The 25,919-nt window shown below is 71.9% G+C and carries 23 protein-coding genes; 10 read left to right on the top strand and 13 right to left on the bottom strand.

The genetic code is table 11. The features are described from left to right. Positions 1-17: 17 nt before the first annotated feature. The 7 genes from OG259_RS13600 to mce all read right to left on the bottom strand — a co-directional run bounded on the left by OG259_RS13600 (position 18) and on the right by mce (position 10,283). Entirely contained in the window at positions 18-857 is an 840-nt protein-coding gene (locus OG259_RS13600) for an ABC transporter permease (protein WP_328942511.1), read from the bottom strand. Continuing rightward, complete coding sequence (locus OG259_RS13595) at positions 854-2,008, bottom strand: ABC transporter ATP-binding protein (protein ID WP_328942510.1); 1,155 nt, start codon at positions 2,006-2,008, stop codon at positions 854-856. The genes OG259_RS13600 and OG259_RS13595 overlap by 4 nt, the downstream gene beginning before the upstream one ends. 230 nt (positions 2,009-2,238) lie before the next feature. Continuing rightward, positions 2,239-3,018 carry an ABC transporter permease gene (locus OG259_RS13590; RefSeq protein WP_328942509.1) on the bottom strand — a complete coding sequence of 260 codons (780 nt, stop codon included), beginning with the start codon at positions 3,016-3,018 and terminating at the stop codon, positions 2,239-2,241. 3 nt (positions 3,019-3,021) lie between these two features. Next, entirely contained in the window at positions 3,022-3,990 is a 969-nt protein-coding gene (locus OG259_RS13585) for an ABC transporter ATP-binding protein (RefSeq protein ID WP_328942508.1), read from the bottom strand. Positions 3,991-4,109: 119 nt separating this feature from the next. After that, positions 4,110-5,045, bottom strand: coding sequence for a cellulose-binding protein (locus OG259_RS13580; RefSeq protein WP_328488876.1), 936 nt, complete (start codon positions 5,043-5,045; stop codon positions 4,110-4,112). 114 nt (positions 5,046-5,159) lie between these two features. Then, positions 5,160-9,617 carry a polarized growth protein Scy gene (scy, locus tag OG259_RS13575; RefSeq protein ID WP_443052126.1) on the bottom strand — a complete coding sequence of 1,486 codons (4,458 nt, stop codon included), beginning with the start codon at positions 9,615-9,617 and terminating at the stop codon, positions 5,160-5,162. Between the two features lie 213 nt (positions 9,618-9,830). Further along, positions 9,831-10,283: a methylmalonyl-CoA epimerase gene (gene mce, locus OG259_RS13570; protein ID WP_328488878.1), complete on the bottom strand. Its 453-nt coding sequence runs from the start codon at positions 10,281-10,283 to the stop codon at positions 9,831-9,833. 137 nt (positions 10,284-10,420) lie between these two features. On the opposite strand from mce, the gene OG259_RS13565 reads away from it, so the two are divergent. Together OG259_RS13565 and meaB are read left to right on the top strand one after the other, a co-directional pair. Next, the gene (locus OG259_RS13565; RefSeq protein WP_266896750.1) at positions 10,421-11,623 is read left to right on the top strand and encodes an acetyl-CoA C-acetyltransferase; all 1,203 of its coding nucleotides are present in this window, start codon (positions 10,421-10,423) and stop codon (positions 11,621-11,623) included. A 35-nt stretch (positions 11,624-11,658) separates the two neighbouring features. Next, positions 11,659-12,615: a methylmalonyl Co-A mutase-associated GTPase MeaB gene (gene meaB, locus OG259_RS13560; protein WP_328942506.1), complete on the top strand. Its 957-nt coding sequence runs from the start codon at positions 11,659-11,661 to the stop codon at positions 12,613-12,615. Between the two features lie 71 nt (positions 12,616-12,686). On the opposite strand, the gene OG259_RS13555 is transcribed toward meaB, so the two are convergent. The 4 genes from OG259_RS13555 to OG259_RS13540 form a co-directional block, all read right to left on the bottom strand. After that, positions 12,687-13,163, bottom strand: a complete 477-nt coding sequence (locus tag OG259_RS13555; protein ID WP_328942505.1) for a MarR family winged helix-turn-helix transcriptional regulator — start codon at positions 13,161-13,163, stop codon at positions 12,687-12,689. 83 nt (positions 13,164-13,246) lie between these two features. Beyond that, on the bottom strand, positions 13,247-14,032 hold the full coding sequence (locus OG259_RS13550) for an AIM24 family protein (protein WP_266896756.1): 786 nt from the start codon (positions 14,030-14,032) through the stop codon (positions 13,247-13,249). After that, positions 14,029-14,679 carry an AIM24 family protein gene (locus OG259_RS13545; protein WP_024755272.1) on the bottom strand — a complete coding sequence of 217 codons (651 nt, stop codon included), beginning with the start codon at positions 14,677-14,679 and terminating at the stop codon, positions 14,029-14,031. Before OG259_RS13545 ends, OG259_RS13550 begins: the two co-directional genes overlap by 4 nt. Further along, the gene (locus tag OG259_RS13540; RefSeq protein WP_328942504.1) at positions 14,679-15,317 is read right to left on the bottom strand and encodes an AIM24 family protein; all 639 of its coding nucleotides are present in this window, start codon (positions 15,315-15,317) and stop codon (positions 14,679-14,681) included. Before OG259_RS13540 ends, OG259_RS13545 begins: the two co-directional genes overlap by 1 nt. A 107-nt stretch (positions 15,318-15,424) precedes the next feature. Between OG259_RS13540 and OG259_RS13535 the strand changes: the two genes are divergently transcribed. The 7 genes from OG259_RS13535 to OG259_RS13505 all read left to right on the top strand — a co-directional run bounded on the left by OG259_RS13535 (position 15,425) and on the right by OG259_RS13505 (position 22,293). Further along, positions 15,425-15,778: a DUF3817 domain-containing protein gene (locus OG259_RS13535; protein WP_266896762.1), complete on the top strand. Its 354-nt coding sequence runs from the start codon at positions 15,425-15,427 to the stop codon at positions 15,776-15,778. Beyond that, positions 15,775-16,068 carry an MTH1187 family thiamine-binding protein gene (locus OG259_RS13530; protein WP_328942503.1) on the top strand — a complete coding sequence of 98 codons (294 nt, stop codon included), beginning with the start codon at positions 15,775-15,777 and terminating at the stop codon, positions 16,066-16,068. Before OG259_RS13535 ends, OG259_RS13530 begins: the two co-directional genes overlap by 4 nt. 166 nt (positions 16,069-16,234) lie before the next feature. Next, a complete protein-coding gene (locus tag OG259_RS13525; RefSeq protein ID WP_328942502.1) occupies positions 16,235-17,017 on the top strand; it encodes a hypothetical protein in 783 nt (260 codons plus the stop codon). After that, on the top strand, positions 17,014-17,697 hold the full coding sequence (locus tag OG259_RS13520) for a DUF4166 domain-containing protein (protein ID WP_328942501.1): 684 nt from the start codon (positions 17,014-17,016) through the stop codon (positions 17,695-17,697). The genes OG259_RS13525 and OG259_RS13520 overlap by 4 nt, the downstream gene beginning before the upstream one ends. Before the next feature lie 20 nt (positions 17,698-17,717). Beyond that, positions 17,718-18,398, top strand: coding sequence for a TetR/AcrR family transcriptional regulator (locus OG259_RS13515; RefSeq protein ID WP_328947081.1), 681 nt, complete (start codon positions 17,718-17,720; stop codon positions 18,396-18,398). 118 nt (positions 18,399-18,516) lie between these two features. Next, complete coding sequence (locus OG259_RS13510) at positions 18,517-20,328, top strand: glycosyltransferase family 2 protein (protein WP_328942500.1); 1,812 nt, start codon at positions 18,517-18,519, stop codon at positions 20,326-20,328. Positions 20,329-20,331: 3 nt separating this feature from the next. Beyond that, the gene (locus OG259_RS13505) at positions 20,332-22,293 is read left to right on the top strand and encodes a kelch motif-containing protein (protein WP_328942499.1); all 1,962 of its coding nucleotides are present in this window, start codon (positions 20,332-20,334) and stop codon (positions 22,291-22,293) included. A gap of 30 nt (positions 22,294-22,323) precedes the next feature. On the opposite strand, the gene OG259_RS13500 is transcribed toward OG259_RS13505, so the two are convergent. Beyond that, positions 22,324-23,340, bottom strand: a complete 1,017-nt coding sequence (locus OG259_RS13500) for a glycoside hydrolase family 6 protein (protein WP_328942498.1) — start codon at positions 23,338-23,340, stop codon at positions 22,324-22,326. Between the two features lie 71 nt (positions 23,341-23,411). Then, positions 23,412-24,407: a DUF5937 family protein gene (locus OG259_RS13495; protein ID WP_328942497.1), complete on the bottom strand. Its 996-nt coding sequence runs from the start codon at positions 24,405-24,407 to the stop codon at positions 23,412-23,414. An 86-nt stretch (positions 24,408-24,493) separates the two neighbouring features. Between OG259_RS13495 and OG259_RS13490 the strand changes: the two genes are divergently transcribed. Then, positions 24,494-25,918 carry an MFS transporter gene (locus OG259_RS13490; RefSeq protein WP_328942496.1) on the top strand — a complete coding sequence of 475 codons (1,425 nt, stop codon included), beginning with the start codon at positions 24,494-24,496 and terminating at the stop codon, positions 25,916-25,918. The last annotated feature ends 1 nt before the right edge of the window (position 25,919 follow it).

The following is a 25,919-nucleotide window of genomic DNA, read 5'->3' as shown; positions in this document are numbered from 1 at the left end:
GGGAGCCCTCCGGACCGCTACACGTCCCGGTTGTTCAGCAGGGCGAAGGCGCCGGCGAGCGCGACCCCGGCGACCCCGCCCATGATCAGCAGCGGCTCCCAGCCCGAGGGGCCGTTGTCGCCGAACGGCGGCTGCGCCGCGTACAGCGAGATCATCTGCGAGGGGATCGCGTACGTGAAGAGCCACTCCTGCACGGGCTTCAGCGCCTCGGAGAACATGAACAGCGCCGCCACCAGCGGCAGCAGCAGCAGACCGATCATCACCGTGATCGCACCGGCCGAGTGCCGGATCAGCGTGCCGAGCGCCAGCGACAGCAGCCCCAGCATGGCCAGGTAGAGACCCGCGCCCACCGTGGCCCGCAGCCACTCGGCCGTCGTCGGGGTGTCCGCCCCGTCCACGACGGCGACCTGCACCGCGCCCACGAACGTGGCGACCACGGTGGTCACCGTGAAGACGAGCAGGAAGAACACGATCGCCTTCGCCGTCAGCACCCGGGCACGGCTCGGGCAGGCCGTCAGCGTCGTACGGATCATGCCGGTGCCGTACTCGGAGGCGATGGTCAGCACGCCGAGCGTGATCACACAGATCGAGGCCGGCAGCATCCCGAAGAAGCCGAAGCCGAGCGCCGACTCGTCGCCCATCCCCGCCTCGCCGGCGTTGGCGGCGATCGCCGCCACCCCCAGGCCGATGGTCAGCATCAGCAGGACCATGACCCCGAGCGTCCACAGCGTCGAACGCACCGAGCGGATCTTCGTCCACTCGGAGGCGAGGGCGTCACCGAGGTGCGCCCTGCGGACCGGGATGGGGGAGACGTAGGAGTGCGGCGCCGGAGCGTGGTGCGGGGCGGGGGCGGTCATCGGGCGTCCTTGGTGGTGTCGCTCGGCTGGGGGGCGGCCGGCTGCTGAGCGGCCGGAGGGGCGTACGGGCCCGGCACGGGCGGCTGGCCGGGAGCCCCGGCGTACGGGTTCTGCGCGGGCGGCGGCGGGGCGTACCAGCCCTGCTGCGGCACGTCCTGGACCACCGGCTGCGGCGGCATCCCGTACCCCTGGTGGCCGTGCTGCTGCGGCGGCTGGAGGTGCGCGAGCCGGTCGTCCGTGGAGCGGTAGTCCACGGCGCCCTGGGTCAGCCGCATGTACGCCTCTTCGAGGGAGGCCTGGTGCGGGGACAGCTCCCAGAGCCGTACGTCCGCGTCGTGCGCCAGGTCGCTGATCCTCGGCAGCGGCAGCCCCGTCACCCGCAGCGCGCCGTCCGGCTCGGACATCACCTGGCCGCCGGCCTCCACGAGGGCCGCCGTCAGCTTCTCCCGCTGACCCGGATCGGTCTGCGGGGTCCGCACCCGGGCGAAGTCCGCCGAGTTCGCCGAGATGAAGTCCGTGACGCTCATGTCCGCGAGCAGCTGGCCGCGGCCGATCACGATCAGATGGTCGGCGGTGAGGGCCATCTCGCTCATGAGGTGGCTGGAGACGAAGACCGTCCGCCCCTCGGAGGCCAGCTTCTTCATCAGGTTGCGGACCCAGAGGATGCCCTCCGGGTCCAGGCCGTTGACCGGCTCGTCGAAGAGCAGCACCTGCGGGTCGCCGAGGAGCGCCGCCGCGATGCCGAGCCGCTGGCCCATGCCGAGCGAGAAGCCCTTGGAGCGCCGCTTGGCCACGTCCTGGAGACCGACGACCCCGAGGACCTCGTCGACGCGCTGCGCCGGGATGCCGGCGAGCTGCGCGAGCGACAGCAGATGGCTGCGGGCGCTCCGCCCGCCGTGCACGGCCTTGGCGTCGAGGAGCGCGCCGACCTGCCGGGGCGCGTTCGGCAGCTGCCGGAAGGGGTGGCCGCCGATCGTCACATGGCCCGAGGTGGGCCGGTCGAGGCCCAGGATCATGCGCATCGTGGTCGACTTGCCGGACCCGTTGGGCCCCAGGAACCCGGTGACGACACCGGGCCTCACCTGGAAGGAAAGGTTGTACACGGCCGTCTTGGCGCCGTAGCGCTTCGTCAGGCCGACTGCCTCGATCATTCTTCCAGCCCCATCGACAGGTCGGTCGCACCAAGGTCGGGGCGTGACGGCCGTCGGCCGGAGCCCCCCGTATGAGCTAGGAGCTTATCCAGCCATTGACGGTTCCGGCGAAGTGGAGACGGCCTCCGGGCAGTCTCCGGGGGAACGTCGGGGCTGCCCCTAGGGGACCGGAGGGGCCCCCGGGGCGGCCCCGGGCACGGTCTGGGGACCCGGCGCGAGAACCGGCGGGATCAGGCGTCGCGGTTCTTCAGCACCAGATAGCCGCCGAGCAGCGCGGCCGCCACCCACAGCACCATGATCCCGAGCCCGGCCCACGGGCCGTACGGAGCCGCCTCCGAGTTCATGGCGTCGGGGATGACCCGCATGATCTTCGCGCCGGCCTGGTCCGGGAAGTACTGGGCCACCTCCTTGGCCTTCGGTACCGCCGAGAGGATGTTGGAGACCAGGAGGAGGAACGGCACCAGGATGCCGAGCGACAGCATCGACGAGCGCAGCATCGCCGCCACACCCATGGAGAACAGAGCGATCAGACCCATGTAGAGCCCGGCGCCGAACACCGCGCGCAGTACGTTGTCGTCGCCGATCGAGGCGCTGTGCTCGCCGAGCAGGGCCTGCGACAGGAAGAAGGTGAGGAAGCTCGTCGCGAGCCCCACCAGGAGGGCGAGCCCGCCCGCCACCGCGATCTTCGAGAAGAGGAAGGTCGCGCGCTGCGGCACGGCCGCCAGCGAGGTGCGGATCATGCCCGAGGAGTACTCGGTCCCCACCACCAGGACACCGAAGACCACCATGGCCAGCTGGCCGAGGATCATCCCGGAGAAGCTGACCAGGGTCGGGTCGAAGGTGAGCCGCTCCGCCTCGTTGAGATCGTCGAAGGTGGAGTTCACCAGGGCGCTCAGCCCCGCGCCCATCGCCACCGTGACGAGGAAGGCGCTCGCCAGCGTCCAGATGGTCGACGACACCGTCCGGATCTTGGTCCACTCGGACTGCAGGACCGCGGATGCCACTGCCATCGTTCAGGCTCCCTGGGAGGTCGTGCCCCACTGGGGGCCGGGCGCCGGGGCGCCACCGTGGATATCGGTGCCGTGCGCGTGGTACTCCACCGCACCCGCCGTCATCTGCATGAAGGCCTCTTCGAGCGAGGCGCGCTGGGAGCTCAGCTCGTGCAGCACGAGGCCGTGCTCGGCAGCGAGTTCGCCCAGCTTCTCGGTCGTCGTGCCGTCCACCTCAAGGGTGCCGTTGCCCGCCTCGACCGCGATGAATCCATTGGCGTGCAGCACGTCCCGGAGCCGCTCCTGCTGCGGAGAGCGCAGCCGTACATAACTCCGGGAATTCTGCTGGATGAAATCCGCCATCGACGTGTCGGCCAGCAGCTTTCCCTGTCCGATCACGATCAGATGATCGGCCGTCAGCGCCATTTCACTCATCAGATGGCTGGAAACGAAGATCGTTCTGCCCTCGGCCGCCAACGCCTTCATCAGATTGCGGATCCAGTGAATTCCCTCGGGGTCCAGACCATTGACGGGTTCGTCGAACATCAGGATCTCGGGATCGCCGAGCAGCGCCGACGCGATGCCGAGCCGCTGTCCCATACCGAGGGAGAAACCCTTCGACTTCTTCTTCGCGACCGGCGTCAGACCCACCAGGTCCAGCACCTCGCTCACCCGGGGCTCCGGGATGCGGTTCGCCTGCGCCAGACACAGCAGGTTGTTGTACGCCGAGCGGCCGCCGTGCATCGCCTTGGCATCGAGCAGCGCCCCGATGTACTTCAGCGGCTCGTCGAGCTCCCGGTAGTGCTTGCCGTCGATCCGGACCGTCCCGCTCGTCGGGTTGTCCAGGTCCAGCATCATCCGCATCGTCGTCGACTTGCCCGCCCCGTTGGGCCCGAGGAAGCCGGTGATCACCCCGGGACGCACCTGGAAGGAGAGATGGTCGACCGCGGTCTTCGCCCCGTAGCGCTTGGTCAGGCCCTCAAGCTCGATCATGCGTCCCAACCTACGGGCGCGCAAAACCCCCCGCCACCGGAATGACAGGGGGTTCTGGGGAACGCTACGTACTCGTTACCGGCCGTGCGCCGACAGGACGACGACGGCCGGAACGGGCGTCAGCGGGACTGCTGGGCCGGGACACCGGCCGGGCGCTCGTCGTCGATCGGCGAGCCGGCCGCCGCCACCGCGGCACCGGTCAGCGTCGCCAGCATCTCGCGGACGTTGGTCAGCTGGGCGTTGATCGAGTCCCGGCGGTTCGTCAGCGCCGCCAGCTCGCGCTCCGATTCGCTGCGGATCCGGTCGGCCTTGGCGTTCGCGTCGGCCACGATGTCCTCGGCCTGGCGCTGCGCGGTCTCCACCGTCTGACGGGCCCGGCGCTCCGCGTCCGTACGCAGCTTCTCGGCCTCCAGGCGGAGCTGCTCGGCGCGGTGCTCGATCTCCGCGAGGCGCTTCTCGGCCTTGGCCTGACGCGAGGCCAGGTCGCGCTCCGACTGCTCGCGGCGCTTGGCCAGGTTGGTCTCGAAGTCCGCGGCGGCCTGGGCGGCCTTGGCGCGGGTCTCCTCGAAGAGGGCGTCCGCCTCCTCGCGCTTCGACTGCGCGTCCTTCTGCGCCTCGGCACGCAGCGAGTTGGCCTCGCCCTGCGCCTTCTCGACGATCCGGACGCCCTCGTCCTCGGCCTTCGACTTGCGCTCGGCCGCGAAGGACTCCGCGTCGTTGCGCACCTGCTGGGCGGCCGACTCGGCCAGCTCGCGGTGCTGCTCGGCGGCGCGACGGGCCTCCTCACGCAGGTCCTTCGCCTCCTCCTCGGCGAGCCGGAGGATCTTCTCGACCCGGGCGCCGAGCCCCGCGTACGACGGCTCGGCGTCGGTGACCTGCGCCTGGGCGTTCTGCGTCTCGAGGTGGAGCTCCTCGATGCGCTTCTCCAGGGAGGTGATGCGGGACAGTGCGCTGTCGCGGTCGGAAACGAGCTTGGTAATGCGGTCGTCCACCTGACCGCGGTCGTAACCGCGCCGCACGAGCTCGAAGCCGAAGGGGGAGGATGTGTCGCTCATGGGTTTCCTGTCGAATGAGACCGGTGAGGTGTTAGAGGGAATCCTAGGGGCCGAAGCGGCGTGTCATCGAGCGTATGCCCGTTTGATCTGGAGAATGTCCAGCCTTTTGAGTGGCTAGCCGTCCTGGGACTTGCCACTCGAACGAGTGGACCCCACGGACGCACCCGCCTTGGCGCCTACCGCCCCGCCCGACTTCGCGCCGGCCGACGGAGTCTCGAAAGACTCCAACGCCTCCAGCACGTCCTGGACACGGGAGATCTCGGCATTGATGTCCTTGCGGCGCCGCACGAGCACCTCCAGTTCGCGCTGGCCCTCCTCGACCGTCTTCTCGGCCTCCGCCTGCGCCTCCGCCCGGGTCCGCTCCGCCTCGGCCTTGATGCCCTCGGCCTCCGCGACCAGCGAGGCCTTCTTCTGCTCGGCCTCCTTGAGGAGCGCCTCGGCCTTGCGGACCGCGGCGATACGGACCTTGCTCGCCTCCGAACTCGCCTCGGAGACCAGCTCCTTGGCCTTCTCCTCGGCCTCGGTGCGCTGTTCCGTCGCGGCCTTCACCAGGTTGTCGACCCGCTCGCCCGCCGTCTTCATCTGCTCGGCGCTCTCGCGGCGCGCCCGCTCGTGCAGCTCCTCGATCTCGCCCTCGATCCGGCCCCGCAGCTCCTCGGCCCGCTCCCTTATGGCCGTCGCGTCGCCGCGGGCCCCGACCAGGAGCTCGTCCGCGTCCGTACGGGCCTTCTCCACCAGCGAGTTGCCCTCGACGGTGGCCTCGGCGACGATCCGCTCGGCCTCCTTGCGGGCCGCGCCGACCATCGTGTCGGCCTGCGACTCGGCCTCGGTGGTGGCGCGCAGCGCCTCCTCCTGGGCCTTGCCGATGAGCTGGTCCGCCTGCTCGGCCGCGTCCGAACGCTTCCGGGCGCCGGCCTCCCGCGCCTCGTCGAGCACCCGGTCCGACTCCTCGCGGGCCTCCGCACGCATCTGCTCGGCCGCCGCCTCGGCGTCGGCCTTGAGCCGCTCCGACTCGGTACGGATCCGCTCGGCGTCCTGCTGGGCGGCGCCCACCGTCGCCTCGGCCCCGGCGTGCGCCTCCGCCGTGACGGCCTCGGCGAGTTCGCCCGCCTCGCGGGTGAGCCGCTCGGCTTCCGAGGTCGCCTCCGCGAGGAGGGCGTCGGCCTGTTCGGCGGCGTCGCTGCGTCGCTTGTCGGCGGCCTTGCGGGCCTCGTCGAGGAGCTGCTCGCCGTCGGCCAGGGCCGCGTTCCGCAGGGCCTGCGCGTGCGCCTCGCCGTCGATCTTGACCTGTTCGGCCTCGGTGCGGAGCCGTCGGGCGTCCTGCTCGGTGGTCTCCATGAGCTCGACCGCCTCGGCGGTGAGCCGTTCGGCCTCGGCGGCCGTCTCGCGGGTGAGTCGTTCGGCTTCCGAGGTCGCCTCCGCGAGGAGGGCGTCGGCCTGTTCGGCGGCGTCGCTGCGTCGCTTGTCGGCGGCCTTGCGGGCCTCGTCGAGGACCTGCTCGCCGTCGGCGACCGCGGCGGCCCGCAGCGCCTCCGCGTGCGCCTCACCGTCGGCCTTGACCTGTTCGGCCTCGGTGCGGAGCCGTCGGGCGTCCTGCTCGGTGGTCTCCATGAGCTCGACCGCCTCGGCGGTGAGCCGTTCGGCCTCGGCGGCCGTCTCGCGGGTGAGTCGTTCGGCTTCCGAGGTCGCCTCCGCGAGGAGGGCGTCGGCCTGCTCGGCGGCGTCGCCACGGCGCTTGTCCGCCGCCTGACGTGCCTCGTCCAGCACCTGCTCCGCCTCGGCGGCGATCCGCTCCGCCTCCGTACGGGCCTCGCCGATCACCGACTCGGCGCGCTCGGCGGCCTCCGAACGGATCCGGTTCGCGTCCTCCCGGGCGTCGGCCCGGGTGCGGGACGCGTCCTGCTCGGCCGAGGCGAGTGAATCCGTCACCTCGGTCCGTACCCGCTGCGCGTACTCGGCGGTGTCCGCCCGCAGCTTCTCCGACTCGGCGATCGCGTCGGCGACCGTCCGCTCGGCCAGCGACTTCGCGGCCTCGGTCTCCTCCTGGGCGCGCGCCCGCGTACGGCCCGCGTCCTCGGTCGCCCGCTCCCGCTCCTCGTACGCGTCGGCGCGGACCCGGTCCGCCTCCTCCTGCGCCTCGGTACGCGTCCGCTCGGCCGCGTGCTCGGCGGCGCTGCGCAGCCCGGAGATCTCCTCCTCGGCCTGCTCGCGCAGACCCGCCACCGAGTCCCGCACCTCCTGGGCGGCTCGCGAGGCCGCGGTGACCATCTCGGTCGCCCGCGTGTCCGCCTCCTCGACCAGGCGCTGCGCCTCGGTCTGCGCGTCCTCGACCCGCTTGCGGGCGGCCGCGAGGAGCTCCTCGGACTGCTCGCGGGCGTGCTCCCGCTCCCGGCCGGCCTCGGAACGGGCCGAATCGAGGGTCTCCTCGGCCTCCCGACGACGCCGGACGGCCTCGTCCTGGGCGGCGGCCAGCGCCTCGGCGGCCTCGGCGGCGACCCGCTCGGCGGCGGCGGCGGCCTCGGCCCGTACCCGGTCGGCGTTCTCCTGGGCCTCCGACCGCAGTCGCTCGGCCTCCTCGGCCGCCTCCGTACGCAGCCGTCCCGCGGCGGTCTCCGCCTCGGTACGGGTGGTGGACGCCTCCGACGCGGCCTCGGCGCGCAGCCGCTCGGCCTCCTGCTCGGCCTGCTCCTGGAGCGTACGGATGCGCTCGGCGGACTCGGTCCGCAGCCGCTCCGTCTCCTCGGCGGCCTCGCGCCGGATCAGCTCGCCCTCGGCACGCGCGTCGGAGAGCTCCTCCCCGGCGGCCGCGACCTTCGCCTCGGCGTCGGTGTGCAGCCGGGTCAGCTCCGCGGCGGCCTCCGCGCGGCGGGCCTCGGCGGCCCGCTCCGCGTCGGCGCGCAGCCCCGCGGCGGCCTCCTCGGCCGCGCCCTTCACCGACTCGGCCTGCTCCTCGGCCTCGGCGCGCAGCCGCTCGGCCTCGGCGCGGGTGCGCTCCAGGGTCTCCTCGGCCTGCGTCCGGAGCGTCTGGGCGCGCTCCATGGCCTCCGACTTGACCCGCTCGCTCTCGGCGCCGGCCTTCGTCCGCATCTCGTCGGCGTCGGTACGGGCCTTGGTGAGGAGCTCCTCGGCGCTGCTGGCCGCCTCCTCGATCTGCTGGACGGCCTCGCGGCGGGCCTCGCCGCGGATCCGCTCGCCCTCCGCGATGGCCTCGGCGCGCAGCTGCTCGGCCTCGCCGCGCAGCCGGCGCGCCTCCTCCTGCAGCTCGACCGTCTTGGCGCGGTACTCCTTGGTGTCGTCCTTCGCCGAACCGAGCAGCTCGTCGGCCTGCTCCTCGGCCTGGGAGCGCAGCCGGTCGATCTCCGCCTCGGTCTCGCGGCGGATCCGCTCGGCCTCCTCGGAGGCCTTGCGGGTGGTCTCCCGGGCGTCGTCGGACGCCTTGGTGAGGATCTCCTCGGCGTTCCGCGCGGCCTTGGCGAGCGCGGCGGCGGAGTCCTCCGCGGCGACCGTACGGGCGTTCTCGGAGGCCTCCGAGACGAGCTTCTCCGCCTCGGCGGTCGCCTCGCGCAGCTTCTCCGCGGCCTCGGCCTTGAGCGCCTCGGCGTCCTTGGTGGCCTCGCCCACCAGCCGGGCGATCTCCGTCTTGGCGGTGCGGGTGCGCTGCTCGTTGACCGACTCGGCGTTGGCGAGCTGCTTGGCGGCGGCGTCCTTGGCCTCGGTGAGGGCCTTCTCGGCCTCGGCGCGGGCGACCCGCAGCTTCTCCTCGGCCTCCTGCATGCGCTGCTCGGCGGCGCGGGAGAGGTCGGTGGCCTGCCGGCGGGCCTGGTCGGTCTCGGCCGCGGTGGTGGAGCGGAGCTGCTCGGCGTGGCTGGTGGCCTCCTGCGCCTGGCTGGAGGCGGCGCCGATCAGCCGCTCGGCGTCCTTGCGGGCGCGCAGCAGAATCGCCTCGGCCTCGGCACGGGCGGCTTCGGCGTCGGCGCCGACGCGCCGGCTGGTCTCCTCGGCGAGGCGGGTGGCCTCGGCGCGGGCGGCGGCGAGCGACTGCTCCGCCTCCGCGCGGGACTCCTCCATCAGGCGGCGGGCCTGGGACTCCGTGCGGGCGCGGAGCTGCTCGGCCCAGGCGACGTTCTCGTTGACGTGCGCCTCGACGGTCTGCCGGCGCTCGCTGAGCTCCTGGTCCAGCTGCTGACGGCGCTGGACCGCCTCGTTGTGCAGCTCGGCCTGGAGCCGGGACTGGTGCTCCGCGTGCTCCTGGAGGATGCGCTGCGTCTGGGCGCGGGCGTCCCGGAGCTCGCGCTCGGCGTCCTGGCGTAGCTGCTCGGCCTGCGCCTGCGCGTTCCGCAGCAGCTGCTCGGCCTGGTAGCCGATGTCCGCGCTGTCGTAGGCGGGCCGGGACGCGATGGTGCGGCGCGCCTCGTGGAGCTTGGCGCGCAAGACCTCGACCTGGTATCCGAGGTCCTCGGCGTGCTGGACGGCCTTCTCGCGCTCGGTCTTCAGCCGGTCCATCTCGGCTTCGAACCTGGCGAGATGGTCGTCCTCAGCTCGGTGGCCCTCCTGGCGTTCGTAGCCCCGCACTGCGCGGTCCATCCTTCCCCGAGCTCTTCGAGCAGGGGAGACCCCAACCCTGGTCGCAACTCCGACGAGCACCGTCCTCACGGCCGAGGACGGACCCCCGGGGAATCGTGGCAGATCGGACGACCCCGACATCCCGACTACGGTGCCGCACGGAGCGGCCCCGACCGGCCCCGGCCCGGAGTCGCCCACTCTACCGGGCCAGGAATCCGGAGGTCAGTGCTCCGCTGAGGAGTGGTCAGCGGACGGCTTGGCCGAGGTGACCAGTTCCGTGAGGACGCCGTGGGTGTCCTTGGGGTGGAGGAAGGTGATCCGGGAGCCCATGGAGCCGATCCGGGGCTGGTCGTAGAGGACTCGGATGTCCTTGGAACGGATGGCCTCGGCGTCCCCGTCGACGTCCGCCGTACCGAAGGCGATGTGGTGCACGCCCTCACCGTTCTTGGCGAGCCACTTGCCCACCGCCGAGTCCTCCCGGGTCGGCTCCAGGAGCTGGAGGTACGAGGACCCGCCGTCCGAGGTGTCGTTGATCTTGAGCATGGCCTCGCGGACGCCCTGCTCCTCGTTGACCTCGGAGTGGAAGACCTCGAAGCCGTACGTCGCACGGTAGAACTCGACAGTCTTGTCCAGGTCGAAACAGGCGATCCCGATGTGGTCGATTCGCGTCAGCATGCCTCCAGTGCAGCGCCGCGCGGATGGTTACGCAACGTGCGGGCCGTCACACCGACCGGCCGGTGACCCGGCGGGCCGCCGCTCAGTACATTGGCGGTAAACCCTCGTTCACTTCTCATCCCTAGGGGCCGTGCCTCATGTCTGGAACGACCGGTACCACCTCAGTGATCGTCGCGGGCGCCCGCACGCCCATGGGTCGCCTGCTCGGCTCGCTCAAGTCCTTCTCGGGCGCCGAGCTCGGCGGCTTCGCCATCAAGGCCGCGCTCGACCGGGCCGGCATCGGCGGCGACCAGGTGCAGTACGTGATCATGGGCCAGGTGCTCCAGGCGGGCGCCGGCCAGATCCCCGCCCGCCAGGCCGCGGTCAAGGCCGGCATCCCCATGAACGTTCCCGCGCTCACCATCAACAAGGTGTGTCTCTCGGGTCTCGACGCCATCGCGCTCGCCGACCAGCTGATCCGCGCCGGCGAGTTCGACATCGTCGTCGCCGGCGGCCAGGAGTCGATGACCAACGCCCCGCACCTGCTGCCGAAGTCCCGCGAGGGCTTCAAGTACGGCGCCATCGAGATGCTCGACTCCATGGCGTACGACGGCCTCACCGACTCCTTCGAGGGCGTCGCCATGGGCGAGTCCACGGAGAAGCACAACACCCGCCTCGGCATCAAGCGCCCCGAGCAGGACGAGATCGCCGCCCTGTCGCACCAGCGCGCCGCCGCCGCCCAGAAGAACGGCATCTTCGAGGCCGAGATCACCCCGGTCGAGATCCCGCAGCGCAAGGGCGAGCCGGTCGTCTTCTCCAAGGACGAGGGCATCCGCGCGGAGACCACCGCCGAGTCCCTCGGCAAGCTCCGCCCGGCCTTCGCCAAGGACGGCACCATCACCGCCGGCACCTCCTCGCAGATCTCCGACGGTGCCGCCGCCGTCGTCGTGATGAGCAAGGCCAAGGCCGAGGAGCTGGGCCTGGAGTGGATCGCCGAGATCGGCGCCCACGGCAACGTCGCGGGCCCGGACAACTCGCTCCAGTCGCAGCCGGCCAACGCGATCCTGCACGCCCTCAAGAAGGACGGCCTGGCCGTCGAGGACCTCGACCTCATCGAGATCAACGAGGCCTTCGCCGCGGTCGCCGTCCAGTCAATGAAGGACCTCGGTGTTACCCCCGAGAAGGTGAACGTCAACGGTGGCGCCATCGCCCTCGGTCACCCGATCGGCATGTCCGGCGCCCGCGTGGTGCTCCACCTCGCCCTGGAGCTCAAGCGGCGCGGCGGCGGCATCGGCGCGGCCGCCCTCTGCGGCGGCGGCGGTCAGGGCGACGCGCTGATCGTCCGCGTCTCCGGCAAGTAAGTCACCTCCGCAAGGTCAGGCAAGGAGTTCTGCACATGGTGGACGTCCCCGCTCTGGTCACCCAGGCACGGGAGGGCAGGCCGCGGGCCGTGGCCCGGCTGATCTCACTCGTGGAGGGGGCGTCCCCGCAGCTGCGCGAGGTGATGGCGACGCTCGCGCCGCTCACCGGCGGCGCGTACGTGGTGGGCCTGACCGGCTCGCCCGGCGTCGGCAAGTCCACGTCGACGTCCGCGCTGGTCTCCGCCTACCGGCGGGCCGGCAAGCGGGTCGGCGTCCTCGCCGTCGACCCGTCCTCGCCGTTCAGCGGCGGGGCGCTCCTCGGCGACCGGGTCCGGATGTCGGAGCACGCCTCCGACCCCGGCGTCTACATCCGCTCCATGGCGACCCGCGGTCACCTGGGCGGCCTCGCCTGGTCCGCCCCGCAGGCCATCCGCGTCCTGGACGCGGCCGGCTGCGAGGTGATCCTCGTCGAGACCGTCGGCGTCGGGCAGTCGGAGGTCGAGATCGCCTCCCAGGCCGACACCTCGGTCGTCCTGCTCGCGCCGGGCATGGGCGACGGGATCCAGGCCGCGAAGGCGGGCATCCTGGAGATCGGCGACGTGTACGTGGTGAACAAGGCCGACCGGGACGGCGCGGACGCCACCGCCCGCGAGCTCAACCACATGCTGGGCCTCGGCGAGTCGCGCGGCCCCGGTGACTGGCGGCCGCCGATCGTCAAGACGGTCGCGGCGCGCGGCGAGGGAATCGACGAGGTCGTGGAGGCCCTGGAGAAGCACCGCGCCTGGATGGAGGAGCACGGGGTCCTGGCGGAGCGCCGCCGCGCCCGTGCCGCGCGCGAGGTCGAGACCATCGCGGTCACGGCCCTGCGCGAGCGGATCGGCGATCTGCACGGCGACCGGCGGCTGGACGCGCTCGCGGAGCGGATCGTGGCGGGCGACCTCGACCCGTACGCGGCCTCGGACGAGCTGGTCGCGAGCATCACGGGCAACTGACGCGGTGACCGTACGCAGAAGGGCCTCCCCGGTCGCCCGGGGAGGCCCTTCTCTGTCAGGTACGGCCGCCGCTACGGCTTGCCGCGGCGCCCGCGCAGCTGTTCGGCGACGGGCTTGAGCGACGCGTGGAGGCCGCCGAGGGACTCCGGGCCGATCTGGTCGATGAAGTGCTTGCGCACCGACTCGACGTGGTGCGGGGCGACCTTGTGCATGGTCTCCATGCCCGCGTCGGTGAGGACGGCGTAGAGCCCGCGCCGGTCGGACTCGCAGTTCTCGCGCCGGACGAGTCCGGCGTTCTCCATGCGGGTGATCTGGTGCGAGAGTCGGCTCTTCGACTGAAGGGTGGCCGCGGCCAGGTCGCTCATGCGCAGCCGCCGCTCCGCCGACTCCGAGAGGTTCACGAGGATCTCGTAGTCGTTCATCGTCAGGCCGAAGGGCTGGAGGTCCCGCTCCAGCTGGTACGTCAGCATTCTGTTGACGTCCAGGAACGTGCGCCACGCACACTGCTCGGCGTCGGTGAGCCACGGGGTGGCGGTCTCGGTCTCCATGTATGGATTCTACCTAAGAAGTTGAATACTTGACGAAGTCTGGGAGCGTGCGTTCGAGGACGTCACACTCCGCAGACTACCGCTCACAGACCGAAGCGACGCTGGAGGTCCCCGAGCTGGCCGGGAAGGCGCGGTACCGAGCCTTGCACAGCCTGGCCGGAACCATGTGCACCGTGGCCGCCCGGTACGCCCGCCTGGGCGGGAGGGGCGCCGATCGCGCGGTCCGCCATCAGCAGTTCCGTCGACTGGAGCAGGACCGTGCCGGCGCCCACGAACTCGAACTGGTGCTCCTCGCCCGAGGTGCCGCCGATGCCCGTCAGGGCGCGGACGCCGCCCATCACGCCCGTCATGTAGCCGTGGTCGTAGTGGTGGCAGGGGGAGGGGCAGTCGGCCCAGCCGACCAGGGCCTGCGGGTCCACCCGCATCGGGGGCTCCATGAAGACCACCGGGCCGTTCGACGCCGCCACGAACTTCCCGGTGCCGATCAGCGTCACGAAGCCCGGCACGATCGACTGCTTCAGGGCGAGGGTGGGCTGGTAGGCGAGCAGGTTGCCGGAACGGATCGTCAGATTGCCCTTGTCCAGGTCGAACGAGTTCACGTCGAAGGCCCGGTCCGCGAGCAGCATCTTCCCGCTGCCCTCGGCCACCACCCAGTCGCTCGCGTGCAGCGGCGAGTGGAACGACGTCCGGACCAGCCGGTCCAGCCGCCCGTGCCCGATGCCGTTGAACTCGATCCGCCCGTAGTAGGCGATCATCTTGCCCTTCTGCAGGAACCACTGGGAGCCCTTGAGCTCCACGCAGAAGGTGTACGGGTTCACGTTGTCGTCCGACGGCAGGGTCGTCGGGTCGTGGATCACGGGACCGGTCACAGCTTTTCCTCCGAGGCCTGCACGTACACCGCACCGCTGCCGCTCAGCTCCAGCTGGAACGCCTCGCCCGAGCCGCGCCCCACCATGTCGCGCCAGCCGAGCGCGGTGGAGAGCTTGTTCCGCACGTCGCCGTGGTGGGCCACGTACGCCTGCGGGTCCACGTGGACCGGGCGGCCCGGGGTGATCGGCAGCTCGATGACTCCGCCGTGCGCCATGACCGCCACCGCGCCGTGGCCCTTCAGGGTGGTGGTGAAGAGGCCCTGGCCGGTCACCTGGCCGCGGACCATGCCCATGACCCCGCCCTGCGAGCCCATGAACATCGTGCCCTGTTCCAGGGTGCCGTCGAAGGCGAGCAGCCGGTCGGCCTCCACGTACAGGGTGTCGCCGGTCAGCCCGATCACCTGGATGTGGTGGCCGCCGTGCCCGAACATCACCGTGCCGTTGCCCTCGACGGTCATCAGCGGGGTCGCCTCGCCGGCCACCCGGCGGCCGATCATCGACATCACGCCGCCCTGGCCACCCGCCATGTTCGGCGTGAAAGTGACGTCGCCGCGGTACGCGAGCATCGCGCCGCGCTGGCTGAACATCCGCTGCCCGGGGATGACGGTCGCCTCGACCATCTTCGAGTTGATCTCGCGGAACGGCATCAGACGTCGCCCCCGATCGTGTTCCGCTCGCTCGGCTGGACGTACACCAGGCCGTCCCCCTCGAAGCGGATCTGGAAGGCCTCGCCGCCGCCCTCGCCCATGAGGGTGCGGAACGTCACACCCGACTGGAAGTGCTGCTGGAGGTTGCCCTGGTGGGCGATGTACGCGCCGGGGTCCACCTGGAGCGGGTACTGCGGGGTCACCCGCAGCACCACCGCCGGGCCGTCGGACATGATCGCCGCCTGCCCGTTGCCCTCGACGGTCGTCGTGAAGAGGCCGTTGCCGGTGGCCCCGCCGCGCATGCCGGTGAAGGTGGTGCCGGTGCGCAGCCCCGCGTCGGTGCAGAGCAGATTGCTCGCCTCGACCCAGAGCTTGTCGCCGTGCAGGGAGACGAGGTTGATCTCGGAGGCCCGGTCGGCGAACCAGCAGGTGCCCTGCCCGCGTACCTCCATCATCTCCATCTGCTCACCCGTGAGCCGGCGGGTGACCATGCCGCGCAGGCCCTCACCGCCACCACTCATCTTCTTGAACGCCATCTGGCCGTCGTAGGCGACCATCGAGCCGTTCTTCGCCTTGACGGAGTCGCCGGTCATGGAGACGGCGAGCACCTTGCTGCCTTGGAGTCGGAACGTTGCCACCCGCTGAAGGTACTGGGGACCCGGATAAAGAGACAGCAAAGTCGGCGTGCACAATGGACGGGCCCTTGTGCATCCGTTCACAAGATCGAACGAAGGTGACCCCCTCCGTGGACATCAAGACCGCTTCCTCCCTCCACCGGCTCCGGCTCGTCTCCGCGCCGGAGGCCGTCTCGTTCCTGCTCCTGCTCGTCTGCTCGGTGCTCAAGCGGACGACGGACTTCAACGCGGTGCCGGTCATGGGTGCGATCCACGGCGTGCTCTTCATCCTCTACGTCCTCTTCTGGCTGGACGCCTGGAACCGCACCAAGTGGAGCTTCGGGACCGCCGCCCTCTACTTCCTGCTCTCGGTGCTGCCCCTGGGCGGCTTCTACGCCGAGCGGAAGCTGAAGCGCGAGGCCGAGGAGGCCGTCGCCGCCTCCCGCGCCGCCGCCGGTGCCGCCGGGGACGCGGTGAAGGCGTGATCATCGCTTTCTCGGTCACCCCGCTGGGTGTGGGGGAGGAGGTCGGCGAGTACGTGGCCGACGCCGTCAGGGTCGTCCGCGAGTCCGGGCTCCCGAACCGCACCGACGCCATGTTCACCTCGATCGAGGGTGAGTGGGACGAGGTCATGGACGTCGTGAAGCGCGCCGTCGCCGCCGTCGAGGCGCGTGCGCCGCGCGTCTCGGTGGTCATGAAGGCCGACATCCGCCCGGGTGTCACGGACGGGCTCACCGGCAAGGTCGCCACCGTCGAGCGGTATCTGGAGGGCTGAGCCCCCCACGCGTACGTACGCGGACAAGCCCCCGGTCCTGGTTCAGGGCCGGGGGCTTCGTCGTGCCCGGAGATCCGTCTTGAGCGACTGCTCAAAATCGGCTACCTTCAGCGCGAGGCAGATTTGAGCAGTCGCTCAAAATGCTGGACGAACTGGGGGAACACCCATGGGTCTCTACATCGAGACACGGGTCCGCGCGGACCTGGAGACGCTCTGGGAGCACACCCAGGAACCCGACCGCCACCAGCGTTGGGACCTGCGGTTCACGGAGATCGCCTACCTCCCGCGCCCGGAGGGCGAACCCCAGCACTTCCGGTACGCGACCCGCGTCCTGCCCTTCCTGGTCGTCGCCGGCACCGGTGTCTCCGCGGGGGAGCGCCACCGGGCCGGCGGCGACCGGGTCTCCGCCCTCCGGTTCTCCTCGCCGCACCCGCTGTCGCTGCTCGCCGAGGGCAGCGGCTACTGGAGGTACGTGCCCACCGCCGACGGCGTCCGCTTCCTCACCGGCTACGACTACCGGCCCCGCTGGGGCCTCCTCGGCCGCGCCGCCGACCGGCTCGTCTTCCGGCCCCTCATGGGCTGGGCCACGGCCTGGTCCTTCGACCGGCTGCGGCTCTGGTGCGAGCGGGGGATCGCCCCGGAGCGCTCGCGGAACCGCTGGCTGCTCGAAGTCCTCCTCCGGGTGCTGGCCGTGGCCGTGCCGTGGGCCGCCGGCTCGCTGCCGCTGGCGTTCGCGTCGCTCGCCGCCGTCCCGCTCACCATCCTCGGGCTCGCCGCCGCCGTCCTCGTACCGCCCTCGTCGCGCGCCCCCGCGGCCCGGCGCTGCCTGCGCGTCCCGCCCGCCCGTACCCGGGAGCCCCGGCTCCTCGCCGGCCTGGAGCCCACCGCGAAGCCCGTCGCCCTGCGCACCCCGAAGTCCGCCCCGAAGTCCCCCCTGGAGCGGTCGTGACCTCGATCTTCCGTACCGCCATGGGGGACGCGGCCTTCGAGCGACTGCACCCCGAGCTCCAGCGGCGCTTCTCCGTCGGGCTCGCGAGCGGGGAGCTGTGCGTCGGGCGGGGCGTCATGGACCGGATCTGGCACGGCCGGGCCTTCGTGAAGCCGTTCCTCGCGGTCGGCGGGCTGCGGAACATCCTGCTGCCCCGCACCGGCCGGGACGTCCCCTTCACCATCGAGAACGTGCCGTACGCGGACTCGTACGGGCGCGAGACCGTCACCTTCGTCCGGACCTTCGCCCTGCCCGACGGGCCCCGGCGCTTCGACGCCACCATGGTCCACAGTCCCGAGCGCGACTGCGTCCTCGACTACCTCGGCACCCATCAGCACCTCGCCAGCGATCTGCACCTGTCCGCCGAACCGGACGGCTCGCTCCTCATCCGCTCCGGCGAACACCGCTTCCGTGAGGGTCCGTTGGACGTGCGCGTCCCGGAACTGGTCGGCGGCCGCGCCGAGGTGCGCGAGTCCTTCGACGAGCGCACCGGCCGCTTCCGCATCAAGGTGCGGGTGGTCAACCGGTACTTCGGCCCGCTCTTCGGCTACGAGGGGTCCTTCACCGCCCGGTACGCCGACGTAGGCTCCCACGGGGTGCGCGCCGGGCTGCGCCCGGTGCGCGAGGAGGTACGGGCGTGAGCGGGACCGCGGGCGGGGACCTGAGGAGCAGGAAGGCCGGGGACGCCAAGGGGCAGGACGCCCGCAGCCAGGAGACCCGGGAGAAGCTGCTCGAAGGCGCCCTGCGGACCCTCGTCGAGCAGGGCATCACCAAGGCCTCCGCCCGGGCCATCGCGACCACCGCCGGGGTGAACCAGGCCCTCGTCTTCTACCACTTCGGTTCCGTCGACGAGCTGCTCGCCGCGGCCTGCCGGCACGGCGCCGAGCAGCGGGTCGCCCGCCACCGCGAGCGCCTGGCCGAGGTCGGCAGTCTGACCGAGCTGCTCGCCTTCGGGCGGGAGCTGCACGAGGAGGAGCGGGCGGCCGGCCACGTCGCCTTCCTCGGGCAGCTGCTCGCGGGGGCGCAGGCGCACCCCCGGCTCGTGCCGGCCACGGTCGCCGGGCTCGACCTGTGGATCGCCGAGATCGAGCAGGTGCTCGTCCGGGTCCTCGCGGGGACCCCGATCGCCGAGTTCACCGACCCCGCCGGGCTGGCCCGCGCGGTCGGCGCCTCCTTCGTCGGCCTCGAACTGTACGAGGGCGTCGACCCGGCGGGCGCGGAGGCGGCCTTCGCGGCCCTTGAGCAGCTCGGCGCCCTGATGGCGGCCGTCGAGGAGCTGAACCCGGTCGCCCGGAAGGCCGTCACGTACACACTGCGGCGGCAGCGCGGCCGCGCGAAGTAGGGGTGCGTCAAGACCGCCCACTCGGACTACTCCAGTCGACACACCGACCGTTTGCCCCTTCTGTTGGGTTATCTACCCGTTTGGGTTACCTACCCGTTCGAGGGCAGCTGGAGGCACCGTGCGGCTGGGAGGCTACGACTACGACACCCACAGCCGACTCGCCGGTCCGCTCACGGAACCGGACCCGGTGGCCTACAAGGTGCGGTACCGAAGCCTGCTCTCGAAGGAGCCGCACCGCATACGGGCCGTTCTCCTCATGAGCCTCGCGCCGGTCCTCTCGGCGCTGCTCCTGGCCTATCTCGTCTGGCCCAGCCACTGGACCGTCCGGGAGGGCGGCGACCGCCGGCTCGTCCACCTCGACACCGTGATGCTGGTGTCGATCGGTCTCATCTGCCTCTTCATGCTGGTGAACGTCACGTCGATCGCCCACGCCACCATGGTCGCCCGCGACCCGATACCCGTGTACGCCGAGAAGGGCACCCGCGTCGCCTTCCTCACCACGTACGTCCCGGGCAAGGAGCCGCTCTCCGTGGTCCGCGGCACCCTCGCGGGCGCCGGCCGGTTGCGGCACGACGGGCTCCTCGACGTCTGGCTCCTCGACGAGGGCGACTCCGCCGAGGCCAAGGCCCTCTGCGCCGAGCTGGGCGTGCGCCACTTCACCCGGGCCGGCGTCCCCGAGTGGAACCGCCGGAAGGGCGTCCACAAGGCGAGGACCAAGCACGGCAACTACAACGCCTGGCTCGCCCTGCACGGCGACGACTACGACTACTTCGCCTCCGTCGACACCGACCACGTCCCGCTCCCCGACTTCCTGGAGCGGATGCTCGGCTACTTCCGCGACCCCGACATCGCCTTCGTCGTCGGACCGCAGGTGTACGGCAACTACACCAACATCGTCACCAAGGCCGCCGAGTCCCAGCAGTTCCTCTTCCACGCCCTCATCCAGCGCGCCGGGAACCGCTACCACGCGCCCATGTTCGTCGGCACGAACAACGCCGTCCGGATCTCCGCCCTCCGGCAGATCGGCGGCCTGTACGACTCGATCACCGAGGACATGGCCACCGGCTTCGAACTGCACCGCAGGAAGAACCCGCGGACCGGCCACTACTGGCGCTCCGTCTACACCCCCGACGTCCTCGCGGTGGGCGAGGGCCCGGCCTCCTGGACGGACTTCTTCTCCCAGCAGCTCCGCTGGTCCCGGGGCACGTACGAGACGCTCGTGAAGCAGTACTGGAAGGCGCCCTTCCGTACTCCGCCGGGACGCTTCCTCAACTACACCCTGATGCTCGTGTACTACCCGATGACGGCGGTCAACTGGCTCCTCGGCATCCTCAGCGGCGTCCTCTACCTCTGGTTCGGAGCCTCCGGCACCCAGGTCTCCGCCTCGGTGTGGCTGATGATCTACAGCGACGCCGTCGCCCTCCAGATCGGCCTCTACCTCTGGAACCGGCGGCACAACGTCTCGCCCCACGAACCCGAGGGCTCCGGCGGCCTCGCCGGCATGGCGATGTCCGCGCTCTCCGCGCCCATCTACCTCAGGTCCCTCGGCTCGGCGGTCCTCCGCACCCGCGGCCGCTTCGTCGTCACCCCCAAGGGCGGCGGGGCGAGCCCCGACAACATCCTGACCTTCCGCATCCACCTCTGCTGGGCGGCGGTCCTCGTCGCCTCCCTCGCCGCCTCCGTCCACTTCGGGCACGACCACGCGGCCATGCGCACCTGGGCCGCCCTCGCCCTGGTCATCGCGCTCGCCCCGATCTCCCTCTGGCTCTTCACGACCCTCCGGGACCGGCGCGTGCGGCGCGTCCGCGAACACGCCCGTGCCCGCCTCCGGGCCCGGGGTCTCGCCGGCGCCCGCGAAGGGGTCGAGACCGGCCCCGGGCACCCGGCCGCTCCTGTCACCCCCGCCCCCACGACGACCGGAGGGAGCTGAGCCATGGCCCACCGGCCGTCGAAGAGGTTCAGGAAGACCCTGCTCGGCGGCGGAGCGGTGCTGGTCCTCGCCGCGCTCAACGCTCCCGCCGCCGTCTCCTTCGCCGAGGAGAAGTACCACGCGTACAAGATCGCCCAGCCCGGCTACCAGCGGCGCTTCGGCTCCTGGACCGAGGTCGCGGTCCCCGACCGATTCCGGATCAACGCCATCCACGCGGCCCTGCTCCACACCGGCAAGGTGCTGCTGATCGCCGGATCCGGCAACAGCCAGAAGAACTTCGACGCCGGGACCTTCGAGACCATCCTCTGGGACCCGGTGAAGAACACCTTCAAGAAGATCCCCACCCCCGTGGACTTCTTCTGCTCCGGCCACGCCCAACTCCCCGACGGCCGGCTGCTCGTCGCCGGCGGCACCGCCCGCTACGAGATCCTCGACGGCGAGGTCAAGAGGGCCGGCGGCGGCATGCGGGTCAAGAACGAGAGCCCCGACAAGGCGGTCACCCTCAAGAAGGGCACCGTCTTCCGCTCCCCGTCCGGGGTCGAGTACGTCTCCCGATTCGACGTCACCGTCCCCAAGGCCACGCGCGAGTTCGAGATCTCGTACTTCGAGAGCGGGCAGATGAAGCCGTGGAAGACCAGGATCACCGCCGCCGAGGCCCGGGTCTTCGTCGAGGCCCGCGAGGAGGGCCCGCAGGGCCTCACCACCGAGGCCGCGCAGTACCGGGTCCTCGGCCTCAAGGGCGCCGCCGCCGACGACGTCTACGGCCTCGCGCAGAAGCTCACCACCGAGAAGCAGGACTTCCAGGGCATCAAGGGCGCCTACGAGTTCGACCCGAAGGCCGAGAAGTACATCCCGGTCGCCCCCATGAAGGACGCCCGCTGGTACCCCACCCTCGTCACCCTCGACGACGGCAAGGTCCTCGCCGTCTCCGGGCTCAACGACGTCGGCGACGTCGTCCCCGGCGACAACGAGATCTACGACCCCGCGACCAAGAAGTGGTCCAAGGGCCCCTTCCGCTACTTCCCCACCTACCCCTCCCTCTTCCTCACCAAGGGCGGCAAGCTCCTCTACACCGGCTCCAACGCCGGCTACGGCCCCGCCGAGAAGGGCCGCGAACCAGGCCTCTGGGACCTGAGGAAGAACTCCTTCACCAAGCTGGGCGGGCTCACCGACCCCGACCAGCTGGAGACCTCCGCCTCCCTGCTGCTCCCGCCCGCCCAGCACCAGAAGGTGATGGTCCTCGGCGGCGGCGGGGTCGGCGAGTCGCCCAAGTCCACCGCCCGCACCTCCATCGTCGACGTGTCCGAGGACAGCCCCGTCTTCACCGACGGGCCCTCGCTCCCGCAGGGCACCCGCTACCTCAGCAGCGTCCTGCTGCCCGACGACACCGTCTTCACCACCGGAGGCTCCGAGGACTACCGGGGCCGCGGCGGCAGCGACATCCTCAAGGCGCAGTTCTACGACCCGAGGAGCAACGCCTTCACCGAGGCCGCCGAACCCACCGTCGGCCGCAACTACCACTCCGAGGCGCTGCTGCTCCCCGACGGCCGGGTCGCCACCTTCGGCTCCGACCCGCTCTTCGACGACAAGGACGACACCAGGCTCGGCACCTTCGAGCAGCGCATCGAGGTCTTCACCCCGCCCTACCTCCACCGGGCCGGCACCGACCGGCCCGCCCTGGGGGAGGGCCCGCAGGAACTCGACCAGAACGGCCGCGCCACCTTCCGCACCGAGGACGCCGGCCGGATCACCGAGGCCCGGCTCATGCGGCCCAGCGCCGTCACCCACACCACCGACGTCGAACAGCGCTCGGTGGAGCTGGGCCTGACGAGGAGCGAGGACGGGACGACGGTCACCGTCGACGTACCGCGGGACAGGACGCTCGTCCCGCCCGGCTGGTACATGCTCTTCGTCACCGACGCGAACGGCATCCCGTCCGAGGCGAAGTGGATCCAGGTGGACTGACCCCGAGCCTTCGGCGGTGACCCGGCCCGCCTAGCCCTTCGCCCTGCGCGCCAGGCCCAGGGCGTACTCCGGCCACCAGGTACCGGCGGCCGGGCCGCCCCGGCAGGTGCCGTCCGAGTCGCCGGGGCGCTTGATCCACAGATACGCGTCGACCAGGTCGTCGCCCGTCCGGTCCGTCGGCGGTACGCCGAGGGCCCGGCCCGGCGGATTGCACCAGGCCTCCGCCCCGTCACCGGGGAGGGGGCCGTCGCCGTTGCGGCTGGTGTCCACCGTGAAGTGGGTGCCGCCGAGCAGCCCGGAGAGCGAGGCGCCGAAGGCCCTCACCGTGTCGTTCGTCTGGAAGTTGGAGACGTTCAGCGAGAAGCCGTCCGCGCGGGCGAGCCCCGCCCGGCGCAGCGGCTCCACCAGCTTCCCGGGATCGTCGATCCAGGCCGGATGGCCCGCGTCCAGATAGACCCGGGTGCGGGGCTGCCGCTTGAACCGCTCGACGGCCTCGGCGAGCAGCCGGTACCGCTCGTCGTGGTACCGGGCCGGGGTGCAGCCGTCGACGATGTGCGGCACCGCGTCCGGCTCCAGGACGACGACCGCGGAGGACTCCCCGAGCGCGGTGGCGAAGGAGTCGATCCAGTTCCGGTAGGCCTGCGCGTCGTGCGAACCGCCCGCCGAGTACATGCCGCAGTCGCGGTGCGGGATGTTGTACGCCACGAACACGGCCGTACGGTTCTCCGCCGCCGCGCCCCGGACCGCGCGGGTGATCTCCGGTACGGGATCGTCCCCGGCCGGCCAGTCCGCGACCGGCCGGTCCGCGATCCGCCTCAGGACCCGGGCGTCCTCGGTCCTGCCCTCCGCCTCGTACCGCCGGACCTGCTGGGCCGCGTCGCTCTCCGGGTCGACCCAGAACGGGGAGCCGCCGGCCGGGGACGCGCTCTCGCCGCGCGTGGACGGCGGCCCGACGGGGCCCCCGGGGCGCTCGTCCTCGCCGCAGCCGGTCAGGAGCAGCGCGGAGACGAGGGTCAGGGCGAGGGCGGTGGTGGTGCGGCGGGACATCCGGCCCCCAGGGTCGGGTACGGCGGGCACGGCGCGTACGGGGACGAAGCGGGGTCATCCTGGCATGACGGTCAGTCGGTTCCGGGCTGCGACACCGCGATCCCCAGCGGCGTCCGCTCGTACAGCACCTGGTGGCCGTACCGCCTGGAGGTCAGCAGCCCCGCGTCCCGCAGCACCGACAGATGCGAGGAGACCGAGGACGGGGCCAGGCCCAGCCGGTGCGCGAGCGCCGTCGTCCCGGCCGGCTCCTCCAGGGCGCACAGCACGTCCGCCCGCGCCCGGCCGAGGAGCCGGGCGAGCGCCTCCGGCGTACGGTCCCGGGGCTCGGCCCACAGCCCGCCGATCCCGCGCGCCGGATACACGACCGTCGGCTGCCACGGCGGATCGAAACCGCTCACCACGTCCGGCCAGGTGAACACCGACGGCATCAGGACGAGCCCCTGCCCCTCCAGCGGACGCACGTGCTCACCGCGGTAGGAGTCGATCCTCAGCGTCGAGGTCTCCGCGGCCCAGTCGAAGGCCGGGTGCAGCTCGGCGAGGAGCCGTTCGAGGCCACCGTCCGCGAGCCGCCGCGAGTGGTACGCCACGTCGGCCTCCAGGAGCGCCCGCAGCCGGGGCCACTCGGGCGCGATCAGCGCCTCCCACGCGGCCTGGAGCAGATCGGCGAGCCGTCCCACCGCACCGGCCGGATCGGTGAGCATCCGCCGCCCCTCCGCCGTCGCGGCCGCGCCCGGCGTTTCGGCGAGTGCCCGCTCGAAGTCGTCGAGGGCGAGCGCCGGATCGGTCTCCCGCACGGCGGCGATCTCGTCCTCGAACGTGGCGGCGGGCCCGATGGGCGGCGGATAGAGGAAGTCCGGGCTGTGCCCGTGCAGCGGCATCAGCAGATGCAGCGGCCCGAGGTCGAGCCCGCGCGCCGCGCCCGCGATCCGTCGCATCCAGGGGAGGTGGTAGCCCTGCTGCCGGGGTCGCGCGAGGACCCGCACGGCGGTGTGCGTCTCCCAGAGCGGCGAGATCGCGAACCGGATCCGCAGGGTGTCGGCCTCCCCGAAACGCAGGTGGTACGGCACGGTCGTCCCCGCCTCCTCCGGCCGGAAGATTCGTCTGGATCCGAAAGTCTAGGGCGGGCCGGGGGTCCGACGGCACGCTGCGGAGCATGCCGAAGCACGACCACCCCGACACCACGCTGCCCGGAACCGACCCGGCACGCGGGACCGACTCCGCACCCGGGACCGACCCGGCACCCGGGACCGACTCCGCACCCGGAACCGACCCGGCACGCGGGACCGACTCCGCACCCGGGACCGACCCGGCACCCGGGACCGACTCCGCACCTGGGTCCGTCCGCACCCCCGACCGCCCCGGATACCGCGCCGTCTTCCGGGTGCGGGAGTTCCGGGTCGTCTTCGTGGCCCATCTGTTCTCCCTGCTCGGGGTCGTCGTCAGTGAGCTCGCGCTCACCGTGCTCGTGTACGACCTCACCCGCTCCCCGCTCCTCTCCTCCCTCACCTTCGCGCTCGGGTTCCTCCCCTATCTCGTCGGTGGCACCCTGCTGGCCGGGCTCGCCGACCGGCTCCCGCCGCGGCGCATCCTCGTCGTCTGCGACCTCTTCTGCGCCGGCTGCGTCGCCCTCATGGTCGTCCCCGCCACCCCCGTCGCCGTCCTGCTCGTACTGCGCTGCGCGATCGCCGTCGTCTCGCCCGTCTTCAACGGCACGCGGACGGCGACCCTCGCCGACATCCTCGGCGAGGGCGACCTCTTCGTCCTCGGGCGGTCCCTCCTGCGGATCGTCTCCCAGAGCGCCCTGCTCACGGGCTTCGCCGTCGGCGGGGTCCTGCTCACCGTCGTCCCGCCGCGCGGCGCCCTCGCCGTCACCGCCGCCACCTTCCTCGTCTCCGCGCTGCTGCTCCGGCTCGGCACCGTCCGCCGCCCGGCCCGCGCCGCCGGGAAGGCGGCCGCGAGCGGGCTCTCCGGCACCTGGGCCGTGCTGAGGAACCGGCGGGTGCGCGCGCTGATGGTGATGTTCTGGGTGCCGCCGCTCTTCGCCGTCGTACCGGAGGCGCTCGCCGCCCCGTACGCCGACGAGATCGGGGTCTCCACCGCCGCCCTCGGTCTGCTCATGTGCGCGCTGCCCGTCGGCACCATCACGGGCGAGCTGTTCGCCGGGGCGTTCCTCAGCGCCGCGACCCGCTCCCGGATCGTGCTGCCGCTCGCGGTGACCGGCGTCCTGCCCTATCTGCTGTACGCCCCCCAGCCCGGCGTCGCCCTCGCGGCCGTCGCCCTCTTCCTGGCGGGCGCCACCGGCGCGTACACCCTCGGTCTCGACGCCTGGTTCGTCGCCGCCGTCCCGGAGGAGCAGCGGGGCAGGGCCATGACCCTGATGACGGCGGGGATGATGACCGTCCAGGGGATCGGCATGGCCGGGGCGGGGATCGCGGCCGAGTTCGCCCCCGTGCACGCGGTCGTCGCGGGCACGGGAGTCCTCGGCACGCTCTGTCTCCTCGCCGCCGCGGCCGAACTGCGGGCGGCCGGGGCGACCGAGGGACGAGACGGGGCTGACCGCCAAGTTCCCCATGGGTAAG

The organism is Streptomyces sp. NBC_00250, assembly GCF_036192275.1.
GTDB lineage: Bacteria > Actinomycetota > Actinomycetes > Streptomycetales > Streptomycetaceae > Streptomyces.
The sequence above is the reverse complement of the archived record's forward strand: the minus strand, read 5'-3'. Positions and strand labels throughout refer to the sequence as shown.